At 74.9% G+C, this 21,377-nt stretch carries 22 protein-coding genes; 14 read left to right on the top strand and 8 right to left on the bottom strand.

The window, feature by feature from the left end; genetic code table 11:
* Positions 1-6: 6 nt before the first annotated feature.
* From ABIH81_RS21885 to ABIH81_RS21820, 14 genes are all read left to right on the top strand, one after another.
* Positions 7-351: a hypothetical protein gene (locus ABIH81_RS21885; RefSeq protein ID WP_349876759.1), complete on the top strand. Its 345-nt coding sequence runs from the start codon at positions 7-9 to the stop codon at positions 349-351.
* 13 nt (positions 352-364) lie between these two features.
* Complete coding sequence (locus ABIH81_RS21880) at positions 365-973, top strand: glycine zipper family protein (RefSeq protein WP_349876758.1); 609 nt, start codon at positions 365-367, stop codon at positions 971-973.
* Positions 970-1,650 (top strand): carboxypeptidase-like regulatory domain-containing protein, encoded by a 681-nt coding sequence (locus ABIH81_RS21875; protein WP_349876757.1) that lies wholly within the window; start codon positions 970-972, stop codon positions 1,648-1,650. Before ABIH81_RS21880 ends, ABIH81_RS21875 begins: the two co-directional genes overlap by 4 nt.
* 17 nt (positions 1,651-1,667) lie before the next feature.
* Positions 1,668-2,942: a phage tail sheath subtilisin-like domain-containing protein gene (locus ABIH81_RS21870; RefSeq protein ID WP_349876756.1), complete on the top strand. Its 1,275-nt coding sequence runs from the start codon at positions 1,668-1,670 to the stop codon at positions 2,940-2,942.
* Position 2,943: 1 nt separating this feature from the next.
* The gene (locus tag ABIH81_RS21865; protein WP_013286679.1) at positions 2,944-3,426 is read left to right on the top strand and encodes a phage tail protein; all 483 of its coding nucleotides are present in this window, start codon (positions 2,944-2,946) and stop codon (positions 3,424-3,426) included.
* Positions 3,427-4,998: 1,572 nt separating this feature from the next.
* Complete coding sequence (locus ABIH81_RS21860) at positions 4,999-5,757, top strand: hypothetical protein (protein ID WP_349876755.1); 759 nt, start codon at positions 4,999-5,001, stop codon at positions 5,755-5,757.
* The gene (locus ABIH81_RS21855) at positions 5,754-7,325 is read left to right on the top strand and encodes a contractile injection system protein, VgrG/Pvc8 family (protein ID WP_349876754.1); all 1,572 of its coding nucleotides are present in this window, start codon (positions 5,754-5,756) and stop codon (positions 7,323-7,325) included. The genes ABIH81_RS21860 and ABIH81_RS21855 overlap by 4 nt, the downstream gene beginning before the upstream one ends.
* Complete coding sequence (locus ABIH81_RS21850) at positions 7,325-7,663, top strand: hypothetical protein (protein ID WP_349876753.1); 339 nt, start codon at positions 7,325-7,327, stop codon at positions 7,661-7,663. The genes ABIH81_RS21855 and ABIH81_RS21850 overlap by 1 nt, the downstream gene beginning before the upstream one ends.
* A complete protein-coding gene (locus ABIH81_RS21845) occupies positions 7,660-8,124 on the top strand; it encodes a GPW/gp25 family protein (RefSeq protein WP_349876752.1) in 465 nt (154 codons plus the stop codon). Before ABIH81_RS21850 ends, ABIH81_RS21845 begins: the two co-directional genes overlap by 4 nt.
* Positions 8,121-10,742 carry a putative baseplate assembly protein gene (locus ABIH81_RS21840; RefSeq protein WP_349876751.1) on the top strand — a complete coding sequence of 874 codons (2,622 nt, stop codon included), beginning with the start codon at positions 8,121-8,123 and terminating at the stop codon, positions 10,740-10,742. Before ABIH81_RS21845 ends, ABIH81_RS21840 begins: the two co-directional genes overlap by 4 nt.
* Positions 10,723-11,400 carry a phage tail protein gene (locus tag ABIH81_RS21835; RefSeq protein ID WP_349876750.1) on the top strand — a complete coding sequence of 226 codons (678 nt, stop codon included), beginning with the start codon at positions 10,723-10,725 and terminating at the stop codon, positions 11,398-11,400. The genes ABIH81_RS21840 and ABIH81_RS21835 overlap by 20 nt, the downstream gene beginning before the upstream one ends.
* The gene (locus ABIH81_RS21830) at positions 11,397-12,317 is read left to right on the top strand and encodes a hypothetical protein (protein WP_349876749.1); all 921 of its coding nucleotides are present in this window, start codon (positions 11,397-11,399) and stop codon (positions 12,315-12,317) included. The genes ABIH81_RS21835 and ABIH81_RS21830 overlap by 4 nt, the downstream gene beginning before the upstream one ends.
* Entirely contained in the window at positions 12,314-12,790 is a 477-nt protein-coding gene (locus ABIH81_RS21825; protein WP_349876748.1) for a hypothetical protein, read from the top strand. Before ABIH81_RS21830 ends, ABIH81_RS21825 begins: the two co-directional genes overlap by 4 nt.
* An 18-nt stretch (positions 12,791-12,808) precedes the next feature.
* A complete protein-coding gene (locus ABIH81_RS21820) occupies positions 12,809-13,573 on the top strand; it encodes a hypothetical protein (protein WP_349876747.1) in 765 nt (254 codons plus the stop codon).
* On the opposite strand, the gene ABIH81_RS21815 is transcribed toward ABIH81_RS21820, so the two are convergent.
* From ABIH81_RS21815 to ABIH81_RS21780, 8 genes are all read right to left on the bottom strand, one after another.
* Positions 13,566-14,180 carry a bifunctional 4-hydroxy-2-oxoglutarate aldolase/2-dehydro-3-deoxy-phosphogluconate aldolase gene (locus tag ABIH81_RS21815; protein WP_349876746.1) on the bottom strand — a complete coding sequence of 205 codons (615 nt, stop codon included), beginning with the start codon at positions 14,178-14,180 and terminating at the stop codon, positions 13,566-13,568. The genes ABIH81_RS21820 and ABIH81_RS21815 overlap by 8 nt on opposite strands.
* On the bottom strand, positions 14,177-15,163 hold the full coding sequence (locus ABIH81_RS21810) for a sugar kinase (RefSeq protein ID WP_349876745.1): 987 nt from the start codon (positions 15,161-15,163) through the stop codon (positions 14,177-14,179). Before ABIH81_RS21810 ends, ABIH81_RS21815 begins: the two co-directional genes overlap by 4 nt.
* 47 nt (positions 15,164-15,210) lie before the next feature.
* On the bottom strand, positions 15,211-16,155 hold the full coding sequence (locus ABIH81_RS21805) for a PmoA family protein (RefSeq protein ID WP_349876744.1): 945 nt from the start codon (positions 16,153-16,155) through the stop codon (positions 15,211-15,213).
* A complete protein-coding gene (locus tag ABIH81_RS21800) occupies positions 16,152-16,751 on the bottom strand; it encodes a hypothetical protein (RefSeq protein WP_349876743.1) in 600 nt (199 codons plus the stop codon). Before ABIH81_RS21800 ends, ABIH81_RS21805 begins: the two co-directional genes overlap by 4 nt.
* A gap of 5 nt (positions 16,752-16,756) precedes the next feature.
* Positions 16,757-17,626: a carbohydrate ABC transporter permease gene (locus ABIH81_RS21795; protein WP_349876742.1), complete on the bottom strand. Its 870-nt coding sequence runs from the start codon at positions 17,624-17,626 to the stop codon at positions 16,757-16,759.
* Between the two features lie 55 nt (positions 17,627-17,681).
* On the bottom strand, positions 17,682-18,662 hold the full coding sequence (locus ABIH81_RS21790) for a sugar ABC transporter permease (RefSeq protein ID WP_349876741.1): 981 nt from the start codon (positions 18,660-18,662) through the stop codon (positions 17,682-17,684).
* Positions 18,663-18,683: 21 nt separating this feature from the next.
* Positions 18,684-20,027: an extracellular solute-binding protein gene (locus ABIH81_RS21785; RefSeq protein ID WP_349876740.1), complete on the bottom strand. Its 1,344-nt coding sequence runs from the start codon at positions 20,025-20,027 to the stop codon at positions 18,684-18,686.
* Positions 20,028-20,124: 97 nt separating this feature from the next.
* Positions 20,125-21,171 (bottom strand): LacI family DNA-binding transcriptional regulator, encoded by a 1,047-nt coding sequence (locus ABIH81_RS21780; RefSeq protein WP_013286697.1) that lies wholly within the window; start codon positions 21,169-21,171, stop codon positions 20,125-20,127.
* Positions 21,172-21,377 lie beyond the last annotated feature (206 nt).

Here is a 21,377-nt window from a genome sequence, read left to right as displayed (position 1 = left end):
ATCGCCGTGAACGATCTCTTCACCTGGGCCGCCCTGGGCAGCCTCACCGGCGCCAGCGCCGCCACCCTGCTCGCCACCAACGTCATCGGCGGGCTGATCGGCCCGAGCGGCGACAAGGCCCGCAAGTGGATCGCGCTGGGCGTCGCGCTCCTGCTGTCGTACCTGACCGCCGCGTTCGCCACCGACGCCGGACCGGAGAAGTGGGTCATCGCGTTCTTCAACGGACTGGTGATCTTCTCCGCCGCGCTCGGCGTCAACCAGCTCCCCCCTGGCAACCGGCAGGCGACGCAGGCGTCGCCGACCCAGCTCGCCCAGGGGCACGAGCCCCGCTTCGTCCGCTCCTGGGTCTGAGAGAGGTGACCCCATGATCTTCGGCATCCTCAGCGCGGCCGTCCAGGTCGTCTTCGGCGCCGTACTCGGGCAGCTCGCCGCCGGCACCGTCGGCCTGCTGGTCGGCGCGGTCGTCGGGCTGCTCGTCGGCGCGCCGTTCGGCTGGGCGTCCGCGTCCGCCGGCACGTACGGCGCCGACCCGAAAGGGATCTTCCTCTTCGTCGTCGACCACACCTGGAGCCTGCTCAACACGTTCGCCGGGGCGCTGTTCCTGGCGCTGCACCTGGTCTTCGGTCACCAGCTCGACCGGGTCGTCTCGGCCGGCAGCGGCCGGGTCAACGTCGTCGAGGGCGTCTCCCCCCGGTACGCGACCACGATCGGCACCGTGTGCGCCGGGTCCAGCCCCGGCATCCAGCGGCACGAGGACGTGCACGTGTTCCAGGCCCGGCTGCTCGGGCCGTTCTACCTGCCGCTGGTGGCGCTCAACTACGTGCTGTTCACCATCGCCCCGGTGTGGCTGCTCTGGCACGACCACACCAACGCACCGATCAACCGGTTCACCCGCTACTTCGAGATCGGCGTCTACCCGCACGTCTGGAACGAGGCCATCGCGTACCGGATCCAGGGGACGCCACCGCGATGACCGGCGCGATCGAGGCGGCCGTCGCGGACGTCGCGAGCTGGCTGGCCGGGGCCGCGGGTGAGCCCGTACCGGTCGGTCCGCCGCGCGACGACCCCGGCGGCGGCCTCACGGTCTGGCCGCTGGAACTACGGCCGGCCCGGCAGACCGCGACCGGCGGCGCGACCCGCGAGCCGTACCGGTTCGTGGTCCGCCTGCTGGTCGCCGGCGGCGGGCCGGCGGCGCTGCCCGCGCTGGACCGGGTGCTCGCCGCCGCCACCACGGCGGGCCGGCCCGAGCTCGTGCTGGCCGCCGGCGACCCGGCGCTGTGGCGGGCGCTCGGCGTGGCGCCCCGGCCCGCGCTGCTGCTGGACGCGCCGGCCCGGGTGGACCGGCCGGTCCCGGTCGCGCCGCCGGTACGGCAGCCGCTGCGGCTGCGGCAGCTCGGCATGCGCACGCTCGACGGGCGGGTGGTCGGGCCGCAGGACCAGCCGCTCGCCGCCGTCCGGGTGGAGCTGGTGGGCGCCGCCCAGGCCACCGAGACCGACACCGCCGGCCGGTTCCGGCTGGTCGGCGTCCCGCACGACCCCGACGCGCCGGACGCCCCGGTGCGGATCCGGCTCACCGGCGCGGGGCGCGTCCACACCGCCGAGCTCGACGCGCACGGCGACGGCCTGATCGTCGTCCGCGCCCCCGACTGACGTCCCGAGGAGGACCGATGCCCACCTACTTCTCCCCCGGCATCTACGTCGAGGAGGTGCCCAGCGGGGCCCGCCCGATCGGGCCGGTCGGCATGAGCACCGCCGCGTTCGTCGGGGTGGCGCCCGACCGCGCCGCCCACGTCGGCGAGGCGCTGGCGGTGAACAGCTGGACCGAGTTCCTGCGGCTGTACGCCGACGGCGAGCACCTGGAGAGCACCCCGCTGGCCCGCGCCGTGTTCGGCTTCCTGGACAACGGCGGCACCCGCTGCTGGGTGGTCAACGTCGGCGAGGGCGGCCAGCTCACCGGCACCGGCGGGCGGCGCGGCGGCCTGCAACTGCTGGAGGCGATCGACGAGATCTCCATCCTGGCCGCGCCCGGCTACCACGACCCGGTCTCGCACGAGGCCCTGATCAGCATGGCCGAGCGGCTGCGCACCATGGTGGCGATCTGCGACCCGCCGCCGGAGGTCACCGACGTCTCCCGGCTCACCCGGGTCGCCACGCCGGGCAAGCCGGCCAGGTCCGGGTCGGCCGCGTCGTCCGGGTCGGCCGCGTCGTCCGGGTCGGCCGCGTCGTCCGACAAACCCGCCGAGGGTACGGACGACGGCGAGCCGCCCGGCACCGGCGGCGACCGGCCCCGGCAGTCGGACTTCGCCACCTTCTACTTCCCGTGGATCCGGGTCCGCGACCCGCTCAGCGGCGACCTCGTGCTCACCCCGCCGAGCGGGCACGTCGCCGGCATCTGGGCCCGCACCGACGCGCTGCGCGGCGTGCACAAGGCGCCGGCGAACGAGCCGGTACGCGGCGCGGTCGACCTCGCGTACCGGGTGACCCGGCCCGAGCACGACGTGCTCAACCCCAAGGGCGTCAACGTGATCCGCTTCTTCGCCGGGGAGGGCATCCGGCTGTGGGGCGCCCGTACGCTCGCCGCCGAGGCCAGCGAGTGGCGCTACCTGAACGTGCGCCGGCTGTCCATCTCCATCGAGCAGGCCATCGCGGGCGGCACCCGCTGGATGGTGTTCGAGCCCAACGACTTCACGCTGTGGCGCTCGATCCGCCGCGACATCGGGGCGTTCCTCACCCGGGTGTGGCGCGACGGCGCGCTGCTCGGCCGTACGCCCGAGGAGGCGTTCTTCGTCAAGTGCGACGAGGAGACCAACCCGGCCGACGTACGCGACGCCGGAATGGTGGTGGCCCACATCGGCATCGCGGTGGTCAAGCCCGCGGAGTTCGTGGTGTTCAAGCTGAGCCAGTGGGCCGGCGGCACCGAGACCGAGACGATCGGAGGCTGACATGCCCACCACCGCGACGCCGCAGCCGGGAGCACCCGTCGACCCGTACCGGGCGTACCACTTCAAGCTGCTGATCAACGGCATCACCAACGGGCACTTCACCGAGGTCAGCGGCTTCGAGGTGGCGATACCGGCGCTGTCGTACCGGGAGGCGGGCAACGAGCGCATCCGGGCCGTGCCCGGCCAGGTCGAGTACGCCCCGGTCACCCTCCACTTCGGCCTGACCAGCTCACGCGAGTTGTGGGACTGGGTGAACGCGGCGGCGAAGGGCACCGTCAACCGGCGCAACGTGTCGGTGGTGCTGCTGGACCCGGCCGGCACCGCCGAGGTGCTGCGCTGGAACATGATCAACGCCTGGCCGACCCGGTGGCGGGGCGCGCACCTGAACACGCTGTCGCAGGAGATCGCCATCGAGGCGCTGACCCTGGCGTACGAGGGCCTGGAGCTGGAGGCCGGCGGTGCCGCCGCCCCGGCGACCGCGTGACCGGCTGGCCCGCGCGCTGCGGGCCACCGCCGATCGCCTGTCCGTACCGGGTCCACCGGGCGCACCAGGTCCAGCGGACGACGTGCCGCGCCCTCCCGGTCAGCCGCCCGAGCACTGGCGACGCCTGGTGGCGGCGCACGCTCCCGGCCTCCTGCGCGACCTTCCCCCGCACCCGTCCCCCGTCGAGCACGGACCTCTCACCGGCCCGTCCGCGAACGGCGGCTCGAACCAGACGCGGGTGCGCCGGAGTCCGGCGGGCCGGCGCGCGGTGGGGCGGTTGTGGCGAGGGTGGAAGGCGCTGTTGACCGGCCGCTTCGGCACCTCCCGCTCCCGAACGCGCTTCCCCCACGAGGCCGGTCCCGGTTCGCCGCCGAGATCTTGGTACGAAAGGGCCCCCATAGGGGCCGTTTCCTACCAAGATCCTCAAAGCGTCCCGGTCGGCGGGACGGGGGTTCCGGCAGCTGGGAGCCGGGAGCCGGTGCGGGTCTGTGCCCACTGTGGTGGAACGAGTCGTGACGGTGGCGGTGGGTGGGGCAGCTCGCCGCTAGGCCGCGTCGCCAGTCTGGCGGCGGAGGCCGGCGGCGGGCTGCCGGGATCGGCAGGACCGGACATCGCATCGAACCGCGCCGACGCAGGATCGACTCGGGTGGCGTCCACATGGACCGGCCCGGAGAGCGGATCGGCCCGGCCGGGGAGCGAGCCGGCCGGTGCCGGGTTCAGCACCGGCTACAAGGCAGGGCTGGACGCTGCCTCGGCGCCTGCCCTCTCGCCGGCATGCCGGTGCGTGACCGGATCGCGCGGTCCGGCGGGATCGCCGGGCCGGCCGACGACGGCAGGCGACGCGGACGCGACCGGATCGGCGGACACGCCGGGAAGGGCACGAACGCCGGGCGCAGCACCCAGGTCGGACACGGCCGGATCGACCGATGCAGCCGGGTCGGCGGGCACAGCGTGCACCACCGGCGGCACGGAGACGACGGGATCGCGCGCCACGGACAGGGCCGGATCACCCGGCACACCGACGCCGGGCGGACCGGACCGGCAGTCACCGCCCACGCGGTGGCCTGGCCTCGGCGCGGATCGGGCGGACGCCCTCACCAGGCGCGCTCGGGCCGACCGGAGCCGGGAACGGCACCGGGCCGACGACCTCGGGACGGAACCGTCGCCCGCTCGGGACGACGTACTCCCGCTCCTGTTCGCGGCCGCGTCACCGCACGGGCGGCAGAGACGGGCCGGCCGCGGCGGGACCGGGGACGGATCCGTAGACCACCACCCGGGGCGGGCCGCCGGCTCGCCGTACCCGGACGGGCGCGACCCCGGCGGCGAGTCCCGGGCGCGACAGGGGCAGCGACCCGCGCGGCCCACGTCCGGCAGCCCGTGGCCGGCCCTGCCGGACGACGCCGGCCCGGCCCGGACGCCGAACCCGGCCGGCGCGGGCCGGGCGACCGGCGGCGGAGCACACGCGGACCCGTGGCCGGCACTGCCGGGCGAACCGGTGTGGTGGAGCCCGGCGACGCGGGCCACCTTCTGGGGTGACACGGCCCGGCTGGACCGGGAACAGGCGGGTGACTGATGGAGCGTGTCGCCTTCCTCGTGGACGAGTCCGGCACCCGGGTCGACTGCCTGCTCAACCCGGAGACCGTGCAGGTGACGCGGCTGGCCGGGGTACGCCCGCGCGGCGGGCCGGACGGGCCGCTCACCGGCGCCGGGCTGGCCGACGACCCGCTCGTCTTCACCGGCGGCGGGCGTACCGAGCTGGTGCTGGACCTGCTGTTCGACGTCGACTTCGTGGAGTCCCCGGCCCGGCCCGAGGACGTCCGCGCGCTGACCCGGCCGCTGTGGATGCTCGCCGAGAACTCGGCGGTCGAGCACGGCTGGCTGCGCCCACCGCTGGTGCGCCTGGTCTGGGGCAAGACCTGGAACGTCCCCGGCGTGATCACGGCCATCGCGGAACGCTTCGACGCGTTCACCCTCACCGGTACGCCCCGGCGGTCCTGGCTGCGGTTGAAGCTGGTCCGCGTCGCGGAGGGCGCGGAGGCGGCGCGCGCCGGGTTCGAGGAGGAACTGGCCGCGGCGAGCACACCCGCTGTCGCGCCCGGATCGGCGGTGGTCGCCGCCGCCGACGGCGCGGCCGAGCCGGGCTGGTCCGGGGTGCGCTTCGACCTGCTCGCCCACGACGCGCTGGGCTCGCCGCTGCGCTGGCGGCTGCTCGCCGAGCACAACCGGATCACCGACCCGCTCACCGTGCCCGCCGGCACCGCGCTCGCCGTTCCTGCGGTCGGCGCCGCCACGGCCCCGCCCGACGCCGTCACCACGGGAGGCACCCCGTGACCCGGGCCGCACTGGTGACGGTCGACGGACGGCCGCTGGCCGATCCGGCCCGGCTGCGCGGCATCCGCGTCGCCGCCCGGCTGGACCGGCCGGCCCAGTGCGAGCTGACGCTCACCGCCGCTCCCGGCGCGGGCCCCCTCGACCCCCCGGTACGCCCCGGCGCCACTGTCGACGTCCGCCTCGACGGGCAGGCGGAGGCGCTGTTCACCGGCGAGGTGACAGCCGTCGAGCGGGAGTACGCCGGTGACGGCGCCGCGCTGGCCCGGATCCGGGCGTACGACCCGCTGCACCGGCTGCGCAAGCGGCAGGAGCTGCGGGTGTTCGAGTCGGTGACCGCCGCCGAGCTGGCCGGCGAGCTGTGCGCCGGGCTGGGGTTGACCGTGACGGCCGAGGACGACGGGCCGCGCCTGGACCGGCTGCTGCAGCACCGGCACACCGACCTGGACCTGCTGTGCGAGGTGGCCGGCCGGGCCGGGCTGCACCTGGGCGCCGACGGTGGCCGGTTGCGGCTGTTCACGCTGGACGGATACGGGGAGCCGCTGCCGTTGACGCTCGGCGAGACGGTGCACGCGCTGCGGGTCACCGAGAACCTGGACCGGGCGGGCGGGGAGTGCGCCGTACTCGGCTGGCATCCGCAACGCGCCGAGCCGCTGGGCCGGCGGGCGGACGAGGCGCGCAGCGGGCGGCGGATCCCGCTGCGCCCGGACCCGGGCGACGTGGGCGCGGACGGCGTGCGCACGGCTGTGGACCAGCCCGGGCGCAGCGACGACGAGCTGGCCGCGCTGGCCCAGGCCGGGCTGGACGCCCGGGTGGCAGCGCTCGTCACCGCCGAGGGCACGACCGAGGGCGATCCGGCGCTGCGGCCGGGCCGGCGGATCACGCTGGCCGGCGTCCCGGAGCCGGTCGCCGGGGTGTACGTGCTCACCGAGGTGGTGCACACGGTGGACGCCGACGGGCACCTGACCCGGTTCTCCACGGCGCCGCCCGGCCCGCCGCCGTCCGCCGCGCCCCCGGCGGCCACGGTCACGCTCGGCACCGTCACCGACGTCGACGACCCGGACGGGCTGGGCCGGGCCCGGGTGACGCTTCCCGCTTACGGCGATCTGGACGCCGGCTGGCTCTCGGTGCTCTGCCCGGGTGCGGGCCGGGGCAAGGGGATCGTCGCGCTGCCCGATCCGGACGACACCGTGCTGGTGGCGCTGCCCGGCGGCGAGCCCGCCTCGGGCGTGGTGCTCGGTTCGCTGTTCGGCGCGGTCGAGCCGTACGACGCGGGGATCGTCTCCGGGCGCTCGCGCCGCTGGTCGATGCGGACCGGCACCGGCCAGTCGATCGTGATCGACGACGACGGGCGCACGCTGCGGCTGGCCACCGACGCGGGCAGCTTCGTCGAGCTGCGTCCCGAGCTGACCACCGTGCACGCGGCGGGTGACCTGGTGCTCTCCGCGCCCGGCCGGGCCGTCGTGGTGCGCGGCCGCACCGTCGACTTCCTGCACGCCCCGGCGGCCGAGGACGCCGAGACCGCCGCCGCGCAGGCCCGTACGCTCGCCCGTTCCGCCGGAGGTGGCTGATGCGCTGGATCCACCGCGACTCGCTGATCACCTGCGGCCACGACGGGCGGGTGCGGAACCGCCCGTCCCAGGACTGGGTCACGGTCCGGGGCGTGCCGGTGCTGGTGCGGCCCGACCCGGAGGGGCGCGACATCACCGCCTGCCCCAACTACGGCCCGACGATCAAACCGTGCCTGCAGACCCGCACCGTGACAGTGGGTTACAGCTCGTGGGTCCGGGTGGACCGGCAGCCGGTGGTGCTGTCGCACCTGGACGGCCTCACCGACGGCACCCCGCCGGGCACCGTGCACCACCAGGTCCGCGACGTGCGGCAGGGATTCCTGGGGGCGGACGCATGAGGGCCTTCCGCTTCGTCGGCGCCGGCTTCGACGCCGGCCGCGCCGGTGGTCTCGCGCTCACCGCCGCCGGCGGGCTCGCCATGACCGACGGCGACGAGACGGTACGCCAGGCGCTGTACCTGCTGCTGTCCACCACGCCCGGGGAGCGGCTGATGCGTCCCGGGTACGGGTCGCGGCTGCACCGGCTGGTCTTCGCGCCCAACGACGACACCACCGCCGGGCTGGCGATCCACTACGTGCGGCAGGCGATCCGGCGCTGGGAGCCCCGGGTCGAGGTGCTGGACGTGGACGCCGGTCCCGACCCGGACGACCCGTGGCGCCTGGTGATCCGGCTGGACTACCGGGTCCGGGCCAGCCTCTCCCCCGGCCACCTGGTGTTCTCCGTCGACCTGCTCCCCGCCGACGAGGAACCCGGCGACACCGAACCCGGCGACACCCCTGACGAGGAGGGCCCGTCATGACGCTGCCGGTGCCGCACCTGGACGACCGCGCCTTCCTCGACCTGGTCACCGAGGCGCGGGAACGCATCGCCCGGTCCTGCCCGGACTGGACCGACCTGTCCGCGCACGACCCGGGCATGGCGCTGCTGGAGGCGTTCGCGTACCTGACCGAGGTGATGATCTACCGGCTGAACCAGTTGCCGGAGAAGGCGTACGTCGCGTTCCTGAACCTGCTCGGCGTCACCCGGCACCCACCGGCGGCGGCCTGGGCGGACGTGCGCCTGACCCGCACCGGCCCGGACCGCGGCCCGGTGCGGGTGCCGGCCGGCACCCGCGTCGCGGCGGCCCGCGGCGCCGACCCCCGGCCGGTCGTCTTCGTGACCACCGAACCGGCGGTGCTGCCCGCCGGGGAGACCAGTGTGACGGTACGCGTGCACCACTGCGAGCCGGTCGAGGCGGAACTGCTGGGCACCGGGACCGGGCAGCCCGGTCAGGTGTTCCGGGCCGCCCGCGCGCCGCTGACGCGGACCACCGAGGCGCTGGACCTGCTGCTCGGGGTGGAGGTGCCGGCCGGCTCGGTGGAGCTGGGCGCGGCGGCCCGGGAGCACGAGGGGCGCACGTACGAGATCTGGCGGCCGGTGGCCAGCTTCGCCGGTGTCGGCCCGCAGGCGAAGGTCTACCTGGTGGACCGGGCCTCCGGGGTGGTCACGTTCGCCCCGGCGCTGGACCTGCGCCCGGACGGGGGCGCCCCGGCCGTCGAGGGGGCGGCCGGGGCGACCACAGTGGCGGCGGTGCCGCCGGCCGGGCGGCAGGTGCGGCTCTGGTACCGCTGCGGCGGCGGGCCGGCCGGCAACGTCGCGGCGGGCGTGCTCACCAGCCTGCGCGACCCGCTGCCGGGGGTGAAGGTGGACAACCCGGAGCCGGCCACCGGCGGCCGGGAACTGGAGTCGCTGGAGTCGGTGCTGGCGCGCGGGCCGTACGAGTTCTTCGCCCAGCAGCGCGCGGTGACCGCCCGGGACTTCGAGATCCTGGCCACCGGCTCCGGGGCGGTGGCGCGGGCGCGGGCGTTCACCCGGGCCGCCGTCTACAGCTTCGCCCGGCCGGGCGAGGTCGAGGTGGTGCTGGTGCCGTACGTGCCGGAGGCGGCCCGGCCCGGCGGGCGGCTGCCGGTGGCGGTGCTGCGCGAGCACGAGGTGGAGGAGGCCCGCCGCCGGGTCGAGGCCGACCTGGAGCGCCGCCGCGCCCTCGGTACGGCGGTGCGCGCGGGCTGGGCCCGGTACAAGGCGGTGTCCATCCAGGCCCGGGTGGTGGTGCGCCGCGAGGAGGACGTGGACGCGGTGCGCCGCCGCATCCACGACCGGCTGCACCAGACGCTCAGCCCGCTGCCGACGCCGCTGAACCCGGCCGGCTGGGCGTTCGGCGAGCCGCTGCGCGCCTCCAACGTCTACCGGATGCTGGAGCACGCCGAGCCGGGCGTGCGCTACGTCGAGTCGGTGCGGTTCGTGGTCGACGAGGCGCCCGACGCGCGGGTGCGCACCGTGGCGGTGGACCAGTACCAGGCCGACACCTGGTACGCGGGCGGCGGCCCGGTGCTGTTCCGCTCCACCAACGCCGGGGCGGGCTGGGAACCGGCCGGCCGGTTCGACGACGAGACGGTGGTCCGGGTGGTTCCCGCGCCCGCCCCGGTACGCCCCGGCGTGGTGCCCCGGGCCGGTTCGGTGGCGGTGGTGACCACCCGGGACACCGGAGGCTCCCGGGTCCGGCTGAGCACCGACCTGGGTGAGACGTGGACGCTGCTGACCGACCTCGACTCCGGCGTACGCGATCTGGCCTGGATCGACCGGGACGGCACCGGCGCACTGCTGCTGGCCACCGACACCGGCCTGTACGAGGTGCCGCTGCTGCCCGGCGCGGTGCCGTTGCAGATCCTGGTCGACCCGGCCGACGCCGACCGGGGCTTCTACGCGGTGCGCTCGTTCGTCTCCGAGCGCGGCGCACCGGGGGTGGCTGTCGCCGCGCAGGCCGGATTCGGGGTGTACCTGTCCACCGCGGCCGGACGGCCCGGCACGTTCGCCCACGTCGGTCTCGCCAACGTGGACAACCGGGTGCTCGCCGTCCAGTACGACGGCCCGGCCACGCTGCTGTGGTGCGGCGCGGGCGAGCCGGACCCGAAGAAGCCCGGCCAGGGCTGCCACCGCACCCGGCTGTTCGAGTCGGACGTGAAGTGGCAGTCGATGGCGTCCGGCTGGATCGGCGGCACCTGCCGGGATCTGGCGTTCAGCGGCCCGCTCGCGCTCGCGGCCACGCAGAGCGGCGGCGTGGTCCGGCTGGACACGCTCGCCGGGCAGCCGCAGTGGTCGCCGGTGATGGTCAACTGCGGCCTGCCGCTGCGGGACCGGACCCGGTTCGTCCCGGTCGACGCCATCGCCGCCACCGCGCCCACCGGCACGTCGGGCGCCGGGCGGCTGGTGCTCGCGGGCGGCGAGCGCGGCGTGTTCCGCAGCGGCGACGGCGAGGACTGGACGGCCAGCGCCAACCAGGCCACCGCCGACGTGGTCACCGTCCCCGGCACCTGGCTGCTCTGCTCCGGCGAGCACGACATCGAGGTGGTGCGGCAGGATGCGCCGAGCGGCGATTGAGCGGCTGCTGCCGGCCGCGTACCAGCGGGCCGCCGGCCCGGGCAGTGTGCTGGGCGCGCTGCTGGACGTGATGGAGGCGCTGCACGCCCCGGACGAGGCGGTGCTCGCCGACGTCGACGCGTTGTTCGGGCCGTACCGGACGCCGGACGGGTTCGTGGCGTACCTGACCCGCTGGGTGGCGATGGACCACGTGGTCGCCGCGCCCCGCGCCGACGCGCCGCTGCCGTTGCCGGTGGGCCGGCTGCGGGATCTGGTCGCGCACGGCGCGTTGCTGGCCCGGTGGCGCGGCACCCCGTACGGGATGCGTACCGCGCTGGAGCTGGCCACCGGCGTGACCGGGTTCGTGCTGGACGAGCCGCCGGATCGGCCGTTCCACCTGGTGGTGCGGGTGCCGCCGGCCGCCGCCGACCGGCTCGCGCTGGTCACCCGCATCGTCGAGGCGGAGAAACCGGCAGCGGTCACCGTCGAGGTCGTCGCGTCCCCGGCCGACCCGGAACCCGCCGACCCGGGACCGGCGGATTCGAGCCCGCCCCCCGACTCCGGGCCGTCCGAGCCGGACGATCCCGGGCCCGCCGCCGGGGTGGCGACGGTGCGCGCGGTCGGCCGGGCGCACGTACCCGCACCCCTGCCCCACGATCCGCCCGAGGAGCCGTCATGACCACCGAATGGACAGTCGTCGCCGCCGCCGAACAGTTCACGCTTGATGCCCGCAACGCCGGTGAGCTGACGTTCACCGTGTCGAACCCGGGTACCGCGCCGGACACCGTCGTCTTCGACGTGGCGCCCGGTGAGGGCAGCCAGCGGGCCTGGTTCACGGTGGCCGAGCCGCAGCGGGTGGTGCCCGGGCAGGGGTCGGTGTCGTTCCTGGTCCGGCTCGCCGTGCCGCCCGGCACGCCGCCCCGGCGCTACGACATGACGGGGTTCGCGTACTCGGCGAACACCGCACCGGAGGAGAGTTCCCGTTCCAGCGGCCGGGTCACGTACGACGTGCGGGCCGTCGTACCCCCGAAGCGCGCGCCGTGGCCGTGGATCGCGGCCGCCGCGGCGCTGGTGCTGGTCGTGGCCGGGGTGGTGGCCTGGCTGGTGACCCGCGGACCGGACACCCCGCCCCCGCCGCGGGCCGACGCGGTGACGGTGGAGGCGGAGACGCTCGTCTCCGGCGCCGTGGTGCAGTCCCCCACCGGCGCGAAGGCGGAGGTGGTGGCGCAGGAGAACTGCTGCGACGTGGTGTGGTCCGGCGACGCGCAGCTGTTCTTCCTGGGCCGGGGCGTGGGCGACCGGGTCACCGTGCAGGTGGACGTGCCGTCCGACGGCACCTGGCGGTTCTCCACGGTGCGCACCACGTCGTTCGACTACGCGAACACGATCTGGCTGGTCGACGGCCGGCAGGTCGGCGACACGTTCTTCGGCTTCAGCCCGACTGTGGTCCGCACCGGCGAGGTGGACGTGGGCACCGTGGAGCTGACCCGCGGGCCGCACACGCTGACGCTCGTGGCGGTGAGCAAGACCCAGGGCACCGACAGGTACTTCGCCGGGGTGGACGAGATCCGCTTCACGCCCGTCGTCCGCCCATGAGCACCAAGCAGAAGGTGCTCCTGGTGGCGGTGGCCGTGCTGCTGGTGGCGCTGTACGTGGTGGCGGTGGCCGGGCGCCGCGACGACCCGGGTGACCCGGCGGCCGGGCCGGGGGCGCTGGCCCGGCTGGGGCGCGGGACCGGGACGGTGGACCCGGCGACAGTGACCGTGACGTGCCTGCCGCCGGCCGCCGACCCGGCCCCCACCGCCGACGGGGTGGCCCTCGCGTTCGGCACCGCGTGCCGGCTGCGGGTGGCCGACCCGGGCGCGCTGCGCACGCTGGTGCTGCGCGGCACGACGCCGTTCGAGGTGACCGCCCCCGCACCCGGCGACGCGGACGTCACAGTCACCGACGAGGTCGCCCCCGACGCGGACGGCCCGGCGGTGGCGAAGGTGGCCGTGGACCGGGAGACCGAGGTGCTCCTGCGCTGTCCGGGAGGTGGCGGATGTTCGGTCACGCTGGCCCGGTCCTGACCGGGACGGAGGCCCGGAATGGGTGAGTTACGCAAGCCGTTCCTGGTGCTGGCCCTGCTCGCGGTGGCGCTCGTGGTCGGCGTGGAGCTGGGCGCGGCGGCGCTGACCGGCGGCGGGGACGCGAGCGGCGCGCTGCGGGAGCGCGCCGGGCAGCTCGGCGTCGAGCTGGGCGACGTCGGCGCGGTGTCCGAACCGTCCGGGCGGGGCATCGGCTACCTGGCGCTGATCGACGTGGTGGCGCTCTGGACGACCGGGCTGTTCTGCCTGAGCCTGGTGCTGCCGGACCGGGTGCAGGGCCGGGTGCAGGGCGTGGCCACGCTCGTCTTCTCGATCGTGCTGCTGCTGGTGTCGCTGGTCCTGCTGATCGTCGCGTTCGTCGAGCTGACGGTGATGGTGTCGCTGTTCCTGGCGCCGCCGTTCGGCACGCTGGCGTACCTGGCGGTGTGGGGGTTCTTCCCGGTCGGCGACGCGGCGGTGCTGCTCGGGCTGGCGCTGCTGCTCAAACTGGTCTGGGCCGGGCTGCTGCTCGCCGCCCAGCCCCGGTTCCTGCGCAACAAGGGCCTCGTCACGCTGGCGCTGACCACGCTGCTCTGCACAGTGGTGCTGCAGTTCCTGCACGGCCTGGTGCCGGTGATCCTGGTCAGCATCCTCGACGACCTGGGCGCCGTGGTGTTCGCGGTGGTGGCGCTGATCTGGGCGCTGGTGCTGCTGATCGGGTCGATCCCGGCGATCGTCAAGGCGATCCGGACCACCGCTACCACGTCCGGCCGTACGGTCAGGTGACCGGCCCGCCGGCCGCGAGCGTCGCCAGCCGCGGCAGCTGCTCCGGGTCGGTGAGCGCCGACCCGACCGCCACCACGCGCGCCCCGGCGGCGAGGAAGTCACCCGCGTTGCCGGCGTCGACGCCGCCGGTCGCCACGAACCGGGCCTCCGGCAGCGGCCCGGCCAGCGCGCGGAACCAGGCCGGGCCGAGGCTGACCGCCGGGAACGCCTTGAGCCACACCAGGCCGTGGTCGAGCGCCCGCTGCGCCTCGGTCGGCGTCGCCACGCCCGGCAGGTGCGGCACGCCGAGACCGGCCGCCGCGTCGGCGACAGCCAGATCCAGGCCGGGCGCCACCGTGAACGCCGCCCCGGCCGCCACCGCGTCGCGGACCTGCGCCGGGGTACGCACCGTGCCCGCGCCGACGATCCGGTCCCGCCGCCGTCCGGCCGTCACGGCGGCGCGCAACGCCGGCACCGCCTCCGGGGTACGGATGGGCACCTCCACCACGGCGATGCCGAGATCCCAGGCCAGCTCCGCCAGCCGGACCGTCTCACCGGCCGGCAGGTCGCGCAGGATCACCATCACCCGTGCGTCGCCGAACAGGGACTCGAAGTCGTGCCCGCTCATCTCCCGCTTCCTCCCCTGATTCGTACCGGCGCCTGCTCGGTCCACGCCTCGTCCGGCAACGCCAGCGCCCGCGCGATCGTCCCCGGGTCCGGTGGCGGCGCGGTGTCGCCCGGCACGGCCAGCACCGGCGCGGCGGTGAGGTGACCCAGCCGCAGGCAGGAGCGCAGGTCGAGATCGCGCAGCAGCCCGGAGAGGAACCCGGCGGCGAACGCGTCCCCGGCGCCGACCGGCTCCACCACGCGCACCGGCAACGCCGGCACGAACACCGCCGGCCCGGTACGCGGCAGCGCCGTCGCGCCGACCGGCCCGTCCTTGACCACCACCAGCTCCGGGCCGGGCAGCAGGTCACGGACGGCCGCCGGATCGGCCGCCGACCAGAGCGCGGCCGCCTCGTCCAGGCCGACCAGCACCACGTCGGCGCGGTCGGCCAGGTCGCGCAGGACCGGTGCGGCCCGTCCGGCGGGCCAGAGTGCCGGGCGGTGGTTCACGTCGAAGCTGACCCGGGCGCCCGGCAGCGCACGCCCGGCCAGCGCTGACACGAGCAGGTCACGGCAGGTGCCGGAGAGCGCGGCGGTGATCCCGGACAGGTGCAGCAGCCGTGCCCCGGCCGGCCCGGGACGCCGGAGGTCCGGCACGCCGAGGCGGCTCGCGGCCGACCCGGCGCGGTGGTAGTGGACGCGGGTGCCGTCCGGCCCGGGATCCTTCAGGTAGAGCCCGGTCGGCGCGTCCGGATCGACGGTGACCAGGGAGACGTCCACGCCCGCGGCGGCGACGTCGGCCACCACCCGCCGCCCGAACGGGTCGTCGCCGATCCGGCTGACCCACGCCGCGCGGTGCCCGAGCCGGGCCAGCCCGGCCGCCACGTTGGACTCCGCGCCGCCGACCCCGACCGTCAGCCGCGCCGCGTGCTCCAGCGGCCCGCCGCCGTCCGGGGCGAGCACCACCATCGTCTCGCCCACGCAGACCACCTCCGGCCCGCTCACGGCGCCACCTCGGCCGGCGGCCCCGGCACCGGAGGCAAGCAAGTCGCTCACCGGGTGACCGCCGCGTCCAGCCGGGCCGCCACCTCGACCGGGTCGAGGTGGCCGTCGGCGACGAGCACGCGGTGCCGGTTGCGCCGGGGTTGTCCGGCGGCGACCACGGCCGGGCGGTCGAACGCGTACGCGACGCAGACGCCCGGGTACATCGCGGTGCGCACGAACCACCTGTCGCCCGGCCCCAGACCGGTGAACACGAGCGTGTACGCGCCACCGCCCGGCGCGGTGGCGGACAACGCCAGCCAGGGCGCGGCCGACCCGTTCACCGCCTCCTCGCCTTCCGCCTCGGCGGTACGCACCAGGGGTTCCCCGTCGGCCACCGCCCGCCAGAAGAAGCCGCCGTACCCGGCGCCGCCCGGGCGGCCGTTCGTGGCCGGGCTGCCCAGGTGCACGTCAGCACCGGTGGCGGCGGTGAGCGTGGCGGACAGGTCCAGCCACCAGGCGTCGTCCCCGGCCGGGGTGGCGGTGATCCGCCGGTGCTCGCGCAGCAGTACCCGGCCGTGCCGGTCCCGCCACTCCAGGTCGTGGTCGAGCCGGTCGGCGGCCCGCTCCCGCCAGCCGGTGTGCGCGATCACGCCGTGGTCGTCACGCCAGGTGTAGCCGGTGCCGCGCACGTAAGTCCGGCCGCCCCACAGGTTGACGCCGTCCACGTCCTGCACGGCCAATGACACGCCGAGGTGCCAGACGTGGTCGGCCGGGAGCGCGTCGGTGACCGGCGTGCCGGCCCGGGTCCGCACCGGGTGCAGGTAGGGCCGGGGTCCGTGACGCGGGTCGAGGTCCGGCCGGACCACGTACCGGGCCACCTCGACGCCGCCCACGACCAGCCGCGACTCGGCGCCGGTCCCGGCACGGCGCGGCTCGGCGCCGGTCCCGGCAAGGCGCGGCTCGGCGTCGTCACGGCGCGGCCCGGCAGCGGCGGAGCGGGGTTCGGCAGTCACGACGGGTCCGGGGCGGGGACCGGGTGGCGGGCGTCCAGCGCGTGCAGCGCGGCGAGGGCGTACCCGCCGAGGATCGGCACCGCGACCGGCGTGACCAGCACGCCCAGCAGCACGGCGAGCGTGCAGACGCCGGAGGCGGCGGCCCAGGTGCCGGGACGCTGCGGGCAGGTGCGGGCCACCTCACGGGCGGCCGTCCGCCAGCCCCGGCCGCCGGTTCGCCCGACCGCGACGGCGACCAGGCCCGCGTACCCGAGCAGGACCGCCACCACGACGGCGGTGAGCGCGAGCGCGGGCCCGCCGCCGGGCACCCGGCCGGTGGCGAGCGCGAGCAGGTCCGCGGCAAGCAGCGCGACGGCGGCGAACGCGACGGCGCTCACCGCCAGCCCGGCGGGCAGCGCGCGGCCGAACCGGCGCAGACTGGTCCGGGCGCCGGGCCAGGAGCCGGTGAGCGACCGGTCGTGCAGCGCGGCACTGGCGGTGGCGAGCGCCGGGGCGAGCGTGAGCACCGGCAGCGCGGCGAGCGCCACGGCGAAGCCGAGCAGCGCCAGGTCGGTCGCCTCGCGCAGCGTGTCCCGCCAGTCGGTGGGGGCAGGCACGGCGGTCATCCCTTCAGCCCGCTGGTGTTGATGCCCTCGACGAGCATCCGCTGGAAGGCCAGGAAGAACAGGAACACCGGCAGCAGGGACAGCACCGACATGGCGAACATCGGCCCGACAGCGCTCTGGCTGGTCGAGTCGATGAACAGGGTCAGCGCCACCGGGACCGTGTAGTCCTCCAGGCTGGACAGGAACACCAGTTGCCGGAAGAAGTCGTTCCAGGTCCAGATGAACGAGAAGATCGCTGTGGTGACCAGCGCCGGGCGGCTCAGCGGCAGGATGACGTGCCGGAACACGCCGTACGGGGAGGCGCCGTCGATGGTGGCCGCCTCGTCCAGCTCGCGCGGGATGCCGCGCATGAACTGCACCATGAGGAAGACGAAGAACGCCTCGGTGGCCAGGAACTGCGGCACCAGCAGCGGCAGGTACGGCCAGTCGCCGCCGACGAGTCCGAGGCTGCGGAACAGGATGTACTGCGGCACGATCAGCACGTGCCCGGGCAGCAGCAGCGTCCCGATCATGACGGTGAACCACAGCTTGCGCAGCCGGAACCGCAGCCGGCCCAGGGCGTACGCGGCCAGCAGGCAGGACAGCGCGTTGCCGGCCACCGTCAGCACGCTGACCACGGCGCTGTTGAGGAAGAACCGGCCGAAGCTGATGTCGAAGTTGGTCCAGCCGTCGAGGTAGTTGCCGGGGGTGAACCGTTCCGGCAGCAGGCCGACGTTGTTGACGATCTCGGCCTGCGACTTGACCGAGGTGCCGAGCATCCAGAACAGCGGGTAGAGCACCACCGCGACGATCGCCACGAGCACGACCAGCCGCAGGACGTTCCGGCCGCTACCAGGCCGGCGGCGGGTGGCAGCGAGCGCCGTCACAGCGCCTCCTTTGTTCGCGACTGCGGGGCTCGCAGAACCGGCTCACTCCTCGCGCTCACGCGTCGTCTCCGTCCGAGTAGTGCACCCAGAACCGGCCGGTGCTGAAGAAGACGGCGGTGATCACGCCGATCGCCACCAGGAACACCCACGCCATCGCCGAGGCGTAGCCCATCTCCAGGTCGGTGAAGCCGGAGATGTAGAGCTTCAGCGTGTACATCAGGGTGGAGTCGACCGGGCCGCCGGTGCCGTTGCTGAGCACGAACGCGGCGGTGAAGCCCTGGAAGCCGTTGATGGTCTCCAGCACCAGGTTGAAGAAGATCACCGGGGAGAGCATGGGCAGCGTGACCGCGCGGAACCGCCGCCACCTGCCGGCGCCGTCCACCGCCGCCGCCTCGTACAGCTCGGTGGGCACCTGCTTGAGCCCGGCCAGGAAGATCACCATGGGCGCGCCGAACTGCCAGATCGCCAGCACCATCAGCGTCTGCAGCGCCCAGTCCGGGTCGCTGACCCAGGGCAGCCCCTCGACGCCGAACAGGGCGAGGAACGAGTTGAACGCGCCGTCCCGGTTGAACATGTTCACCCAGACGATGGCCAGTGCGACGCTGCCGCCGAGCAGCGAGGGCAGGTAGAACAGGCTGCGGAACAGCCCGACGCCGCGCCAGGCGCGGTTGAGCAGCAGCGCCACCCCGAGCGCGGCGGCCAGCTTCAGCGGTACGGCCACAAGCGCGAACGTCAGCGTGACGCGGACCGCGTGCCAGTACGACGGGTCCGCGGTGAACATCCGCTCGTAGTTGGCCAGCCCCACCCACCGCACCTCGGACAGCGGGGTGAGGATGTCGTAGTCGGTGAAGCTCAGCCAGAGCGACAGCAGCATCGGGATCGCCGTGACGCCCATCAGTCCGATGAGCCAGGGCGAGAGGAAGACGTACCCCGCCAGACCCTCGCCGAGCCGGGCCCGGCCGGCCCCGCGCCGCGTGCGGCGAGGGCCGGCCGGCCCGGTCCGGTCGGTCCGGGCGGGCGCCGTGGTGAGGGCCACGGGACCGGTCCTTTCGTCGGGTCAGGCGATCGCGGACTTGCAGGCGGTGACGAACTGCTCCGCCGCCTGGGCCGGGGTGGCCCGGCCGTACTGGGCGTTCTCGGCGGCCTTGACCAGCTCGGACTTGACCTTGCTGTGCCCCTTGATCGGCACCTGGGGCGAGGCGCCGAACTTCTGCGCCAGCTCGGACTCGACCTGGATGGACTGCTTCATGGCCGGGTCGGTGGCGGTCTCGCTGACCTTGGCGCGCAGATCCATGTTCGACGGCAGACCGCGGTCGGTGCCGAGCAGCGCCACCGCCTCCGGATCGTTGGCCAAGAAGTTGATCACATCGACGGCGACGTCCTTGTGCTTGCTGCCCTTGAACACCGACCAGTACATCGAGGCCCGCGCCCACTGTGCGCTCGGATCACCCGGGTACGCGACCACGCCCAGCTCGTCCTTGGTGTTCTTCTTCAGGTCCGGCATCTGGTTGACCCACACCCAGGAGGTGGCGGACTTGCCGGTGACCACGAGTTGCTTGGTGATGTCGCTGGAGTTGCCCTCGTGGATGACGTCAGGGGTCGGGGTGGCGCCCCGGTCCCGCGCGCCCTTCCACAGCTCGAACCACTTCGTCACGTCCTCGGCGGTGAAGCCGAGCTCCTTGCCCTTGTACAGGTCCTTGCCCTGCTGGCGCAGCCAGACCCAGAGCGCCTTGTAGTCGGCGCTCGGATCCTGGGTGCCCGGGATCTTCGTCTTCTTCGCCACCTGCTCGGCCCAGGCGATGTGCTCCTCCCAGCTCATCCCGGTGGTCGGCTCGGGCAGCCCGTTCTTGGTCAGCAGCGTCTTGTTGTAGACCAGGCCCTGGGTGTTCTCCCCGGCGGCGACCCCGGCGAGCTTGCCGTCGACCACGCCGTACTCCAGCAGGCTCTTGGGGAACTTCGACACGTCGAGCTTGCCGGAGTCGCGGTAGCTGCTCAGGTCGAGCGTGGTGCTGCGGCCGGCGTACTCGGCCAGGTAGTTGTCGTCGATCTGGAACAGGTCCGGCGGGTTGCCGCCGGCGGTCAGTGTGGCGAGCTTGTCGAAGTAGCCCTGGTTGGCCTGCCAGGTCTTCTCGAACGTCACGTCCGGGTGCTTCTTGGTGTAGAGGGCCAGGGCGTCCTCGGTGAGCTTGGCCCGGGCCTCTCCGCCCCACCAGAAGACGGAGAGCTTGACCGGGCCGCCGTCGCCGCCGGCTTCGTCGTCGCCGCAGCCGGCCGCGCCCAGGGCGAGGGGCACGGCGAGCGCGACGGCGGCCAGGCCGCGGACGAGTCGGCGTCGGGTCAGGGGGGTACGGTGATCCCGCCCGGCGGGTGCGCCGGCGGTGGGGGACGTTGCGGGGTGCATCTGCGCTCACTCCTCGGCTGTGGGAGGCGACGACGTCACCGGCGGCCGTCCGCGGGCCGCCCGGGTCCGCAAGGCTGTGCGGGCCCGGGCCACCTGCTCAGGCTCCGGTGCCGTCCCGGCCGGGCGCGGGGACGGGCCCGGTCGAGTCGCGGACGACCAGTTCGGTCTGGAGCATTACCTGTGCGGTGGTGCGACGGTCGCCGGCCGCCGCGCCCCGGCCCCGGGCGCCGCGTGGCGCGTCGGAGTCGAGTTGCAGCAGCATGTCGACGGCCGTCCGGCCGGCGGCCGCGGTCGGCGTGGCCACCGTCGTCAACTTGGGGCGGGTGAGCCGGCTCAGCGCGATGTCGTCGACGCCGACGACGCTCACGTCGTGCGGCACCCGCGCCCCGATCGCGTCCAGCCCTTCGATCAGGCCGATCGCCATCAGGTCGTTGTAGGCGAGCACGGCGGTGACGCCGCTGCGGCGTACCTGCTCGGCGAGCGCGCCGCCGCCGGTCTCGGTGGGCTGGTTGGGTCCGAGGACTGTCAGTTCCGCTCCCCCGCCCCGGGCGGCGGCGGTCGCGGCGCGGCGCATCTCCCGGGCGGTCCAGGAGCCGCGCGGGCCGCCGAGCAGCGCGATCCGGCGGTGACCGAGCCCGAGCAGGTGCTCGATCGCGGCCCGGGCGCCCTGCCCGACGTCCATCATCACGCAGGGCAGGCCGGCGATCTGGCGGTTTATCACCACCACCGGAACCTCGCGGCTGACCTGCTCGATCAGGCTGTTGCTCATCCGGGGGCTGCACAGCAGCACACCGTCGACCTGCTTGGCCAGGGCGTGGACCAGGTCCTCCTCGGCGACCGGGTCCTCGTTGGTGTCGGCCACGAACACGTGGTAGTCGCGGTGCCGGGCCTGCCCCTCCGCCGCCTTGATCAGCGGCGGGAAGAACGGGTTGGCGATGTCGGCCACGATCAGGCCGATGTTGTGCGTACGGCCGGTGATGAGGGCCCGGGCGGCCCGGTTGGGCCGGTAGCCGAGGTCCTCCGCGCAGGCCAGCACCCGGACCCGGGTCTCCGGGTTGACCAGGTGCGGGGCCGAGAACGTCCGGGACACGGTGGAGATGTGCACACCGGAGGCGCGGGCGACGTCCCGGATGGTGGCTGGCACGGCGGGCTCCCTCGTCCGATGTGGTGGGCGTCACGGGTGCCGCCCATTAATGCAAACGGTTGCGCCCGTGTCAACGGCCCATTGTTGCGGCTCGATTGCGCCGGCGTTCCCGCCACGTGCATGAATGCCCATCAATGCGGATGGATAGGACGGCTTGGGCGGCAACCGTTGACGACGCATCCACCGTCATGGTTTCTTCGGCTGCA

The sequence above is a fragment of the Micromonospora sp. HUAS YX12 genome (genome assembly GCF_040215685.1).
GTDB classification, from domain to species: domain Bacteria; phylum Actinomycetota; class Actinomycetes; order Mycobacteriales; family Micromonosporaceae; genus Micromonospora; species Micromonospora tulbaghiae.
This window is presented reverse-complemented; position numbering and strand designations above follow the sequence as displayed.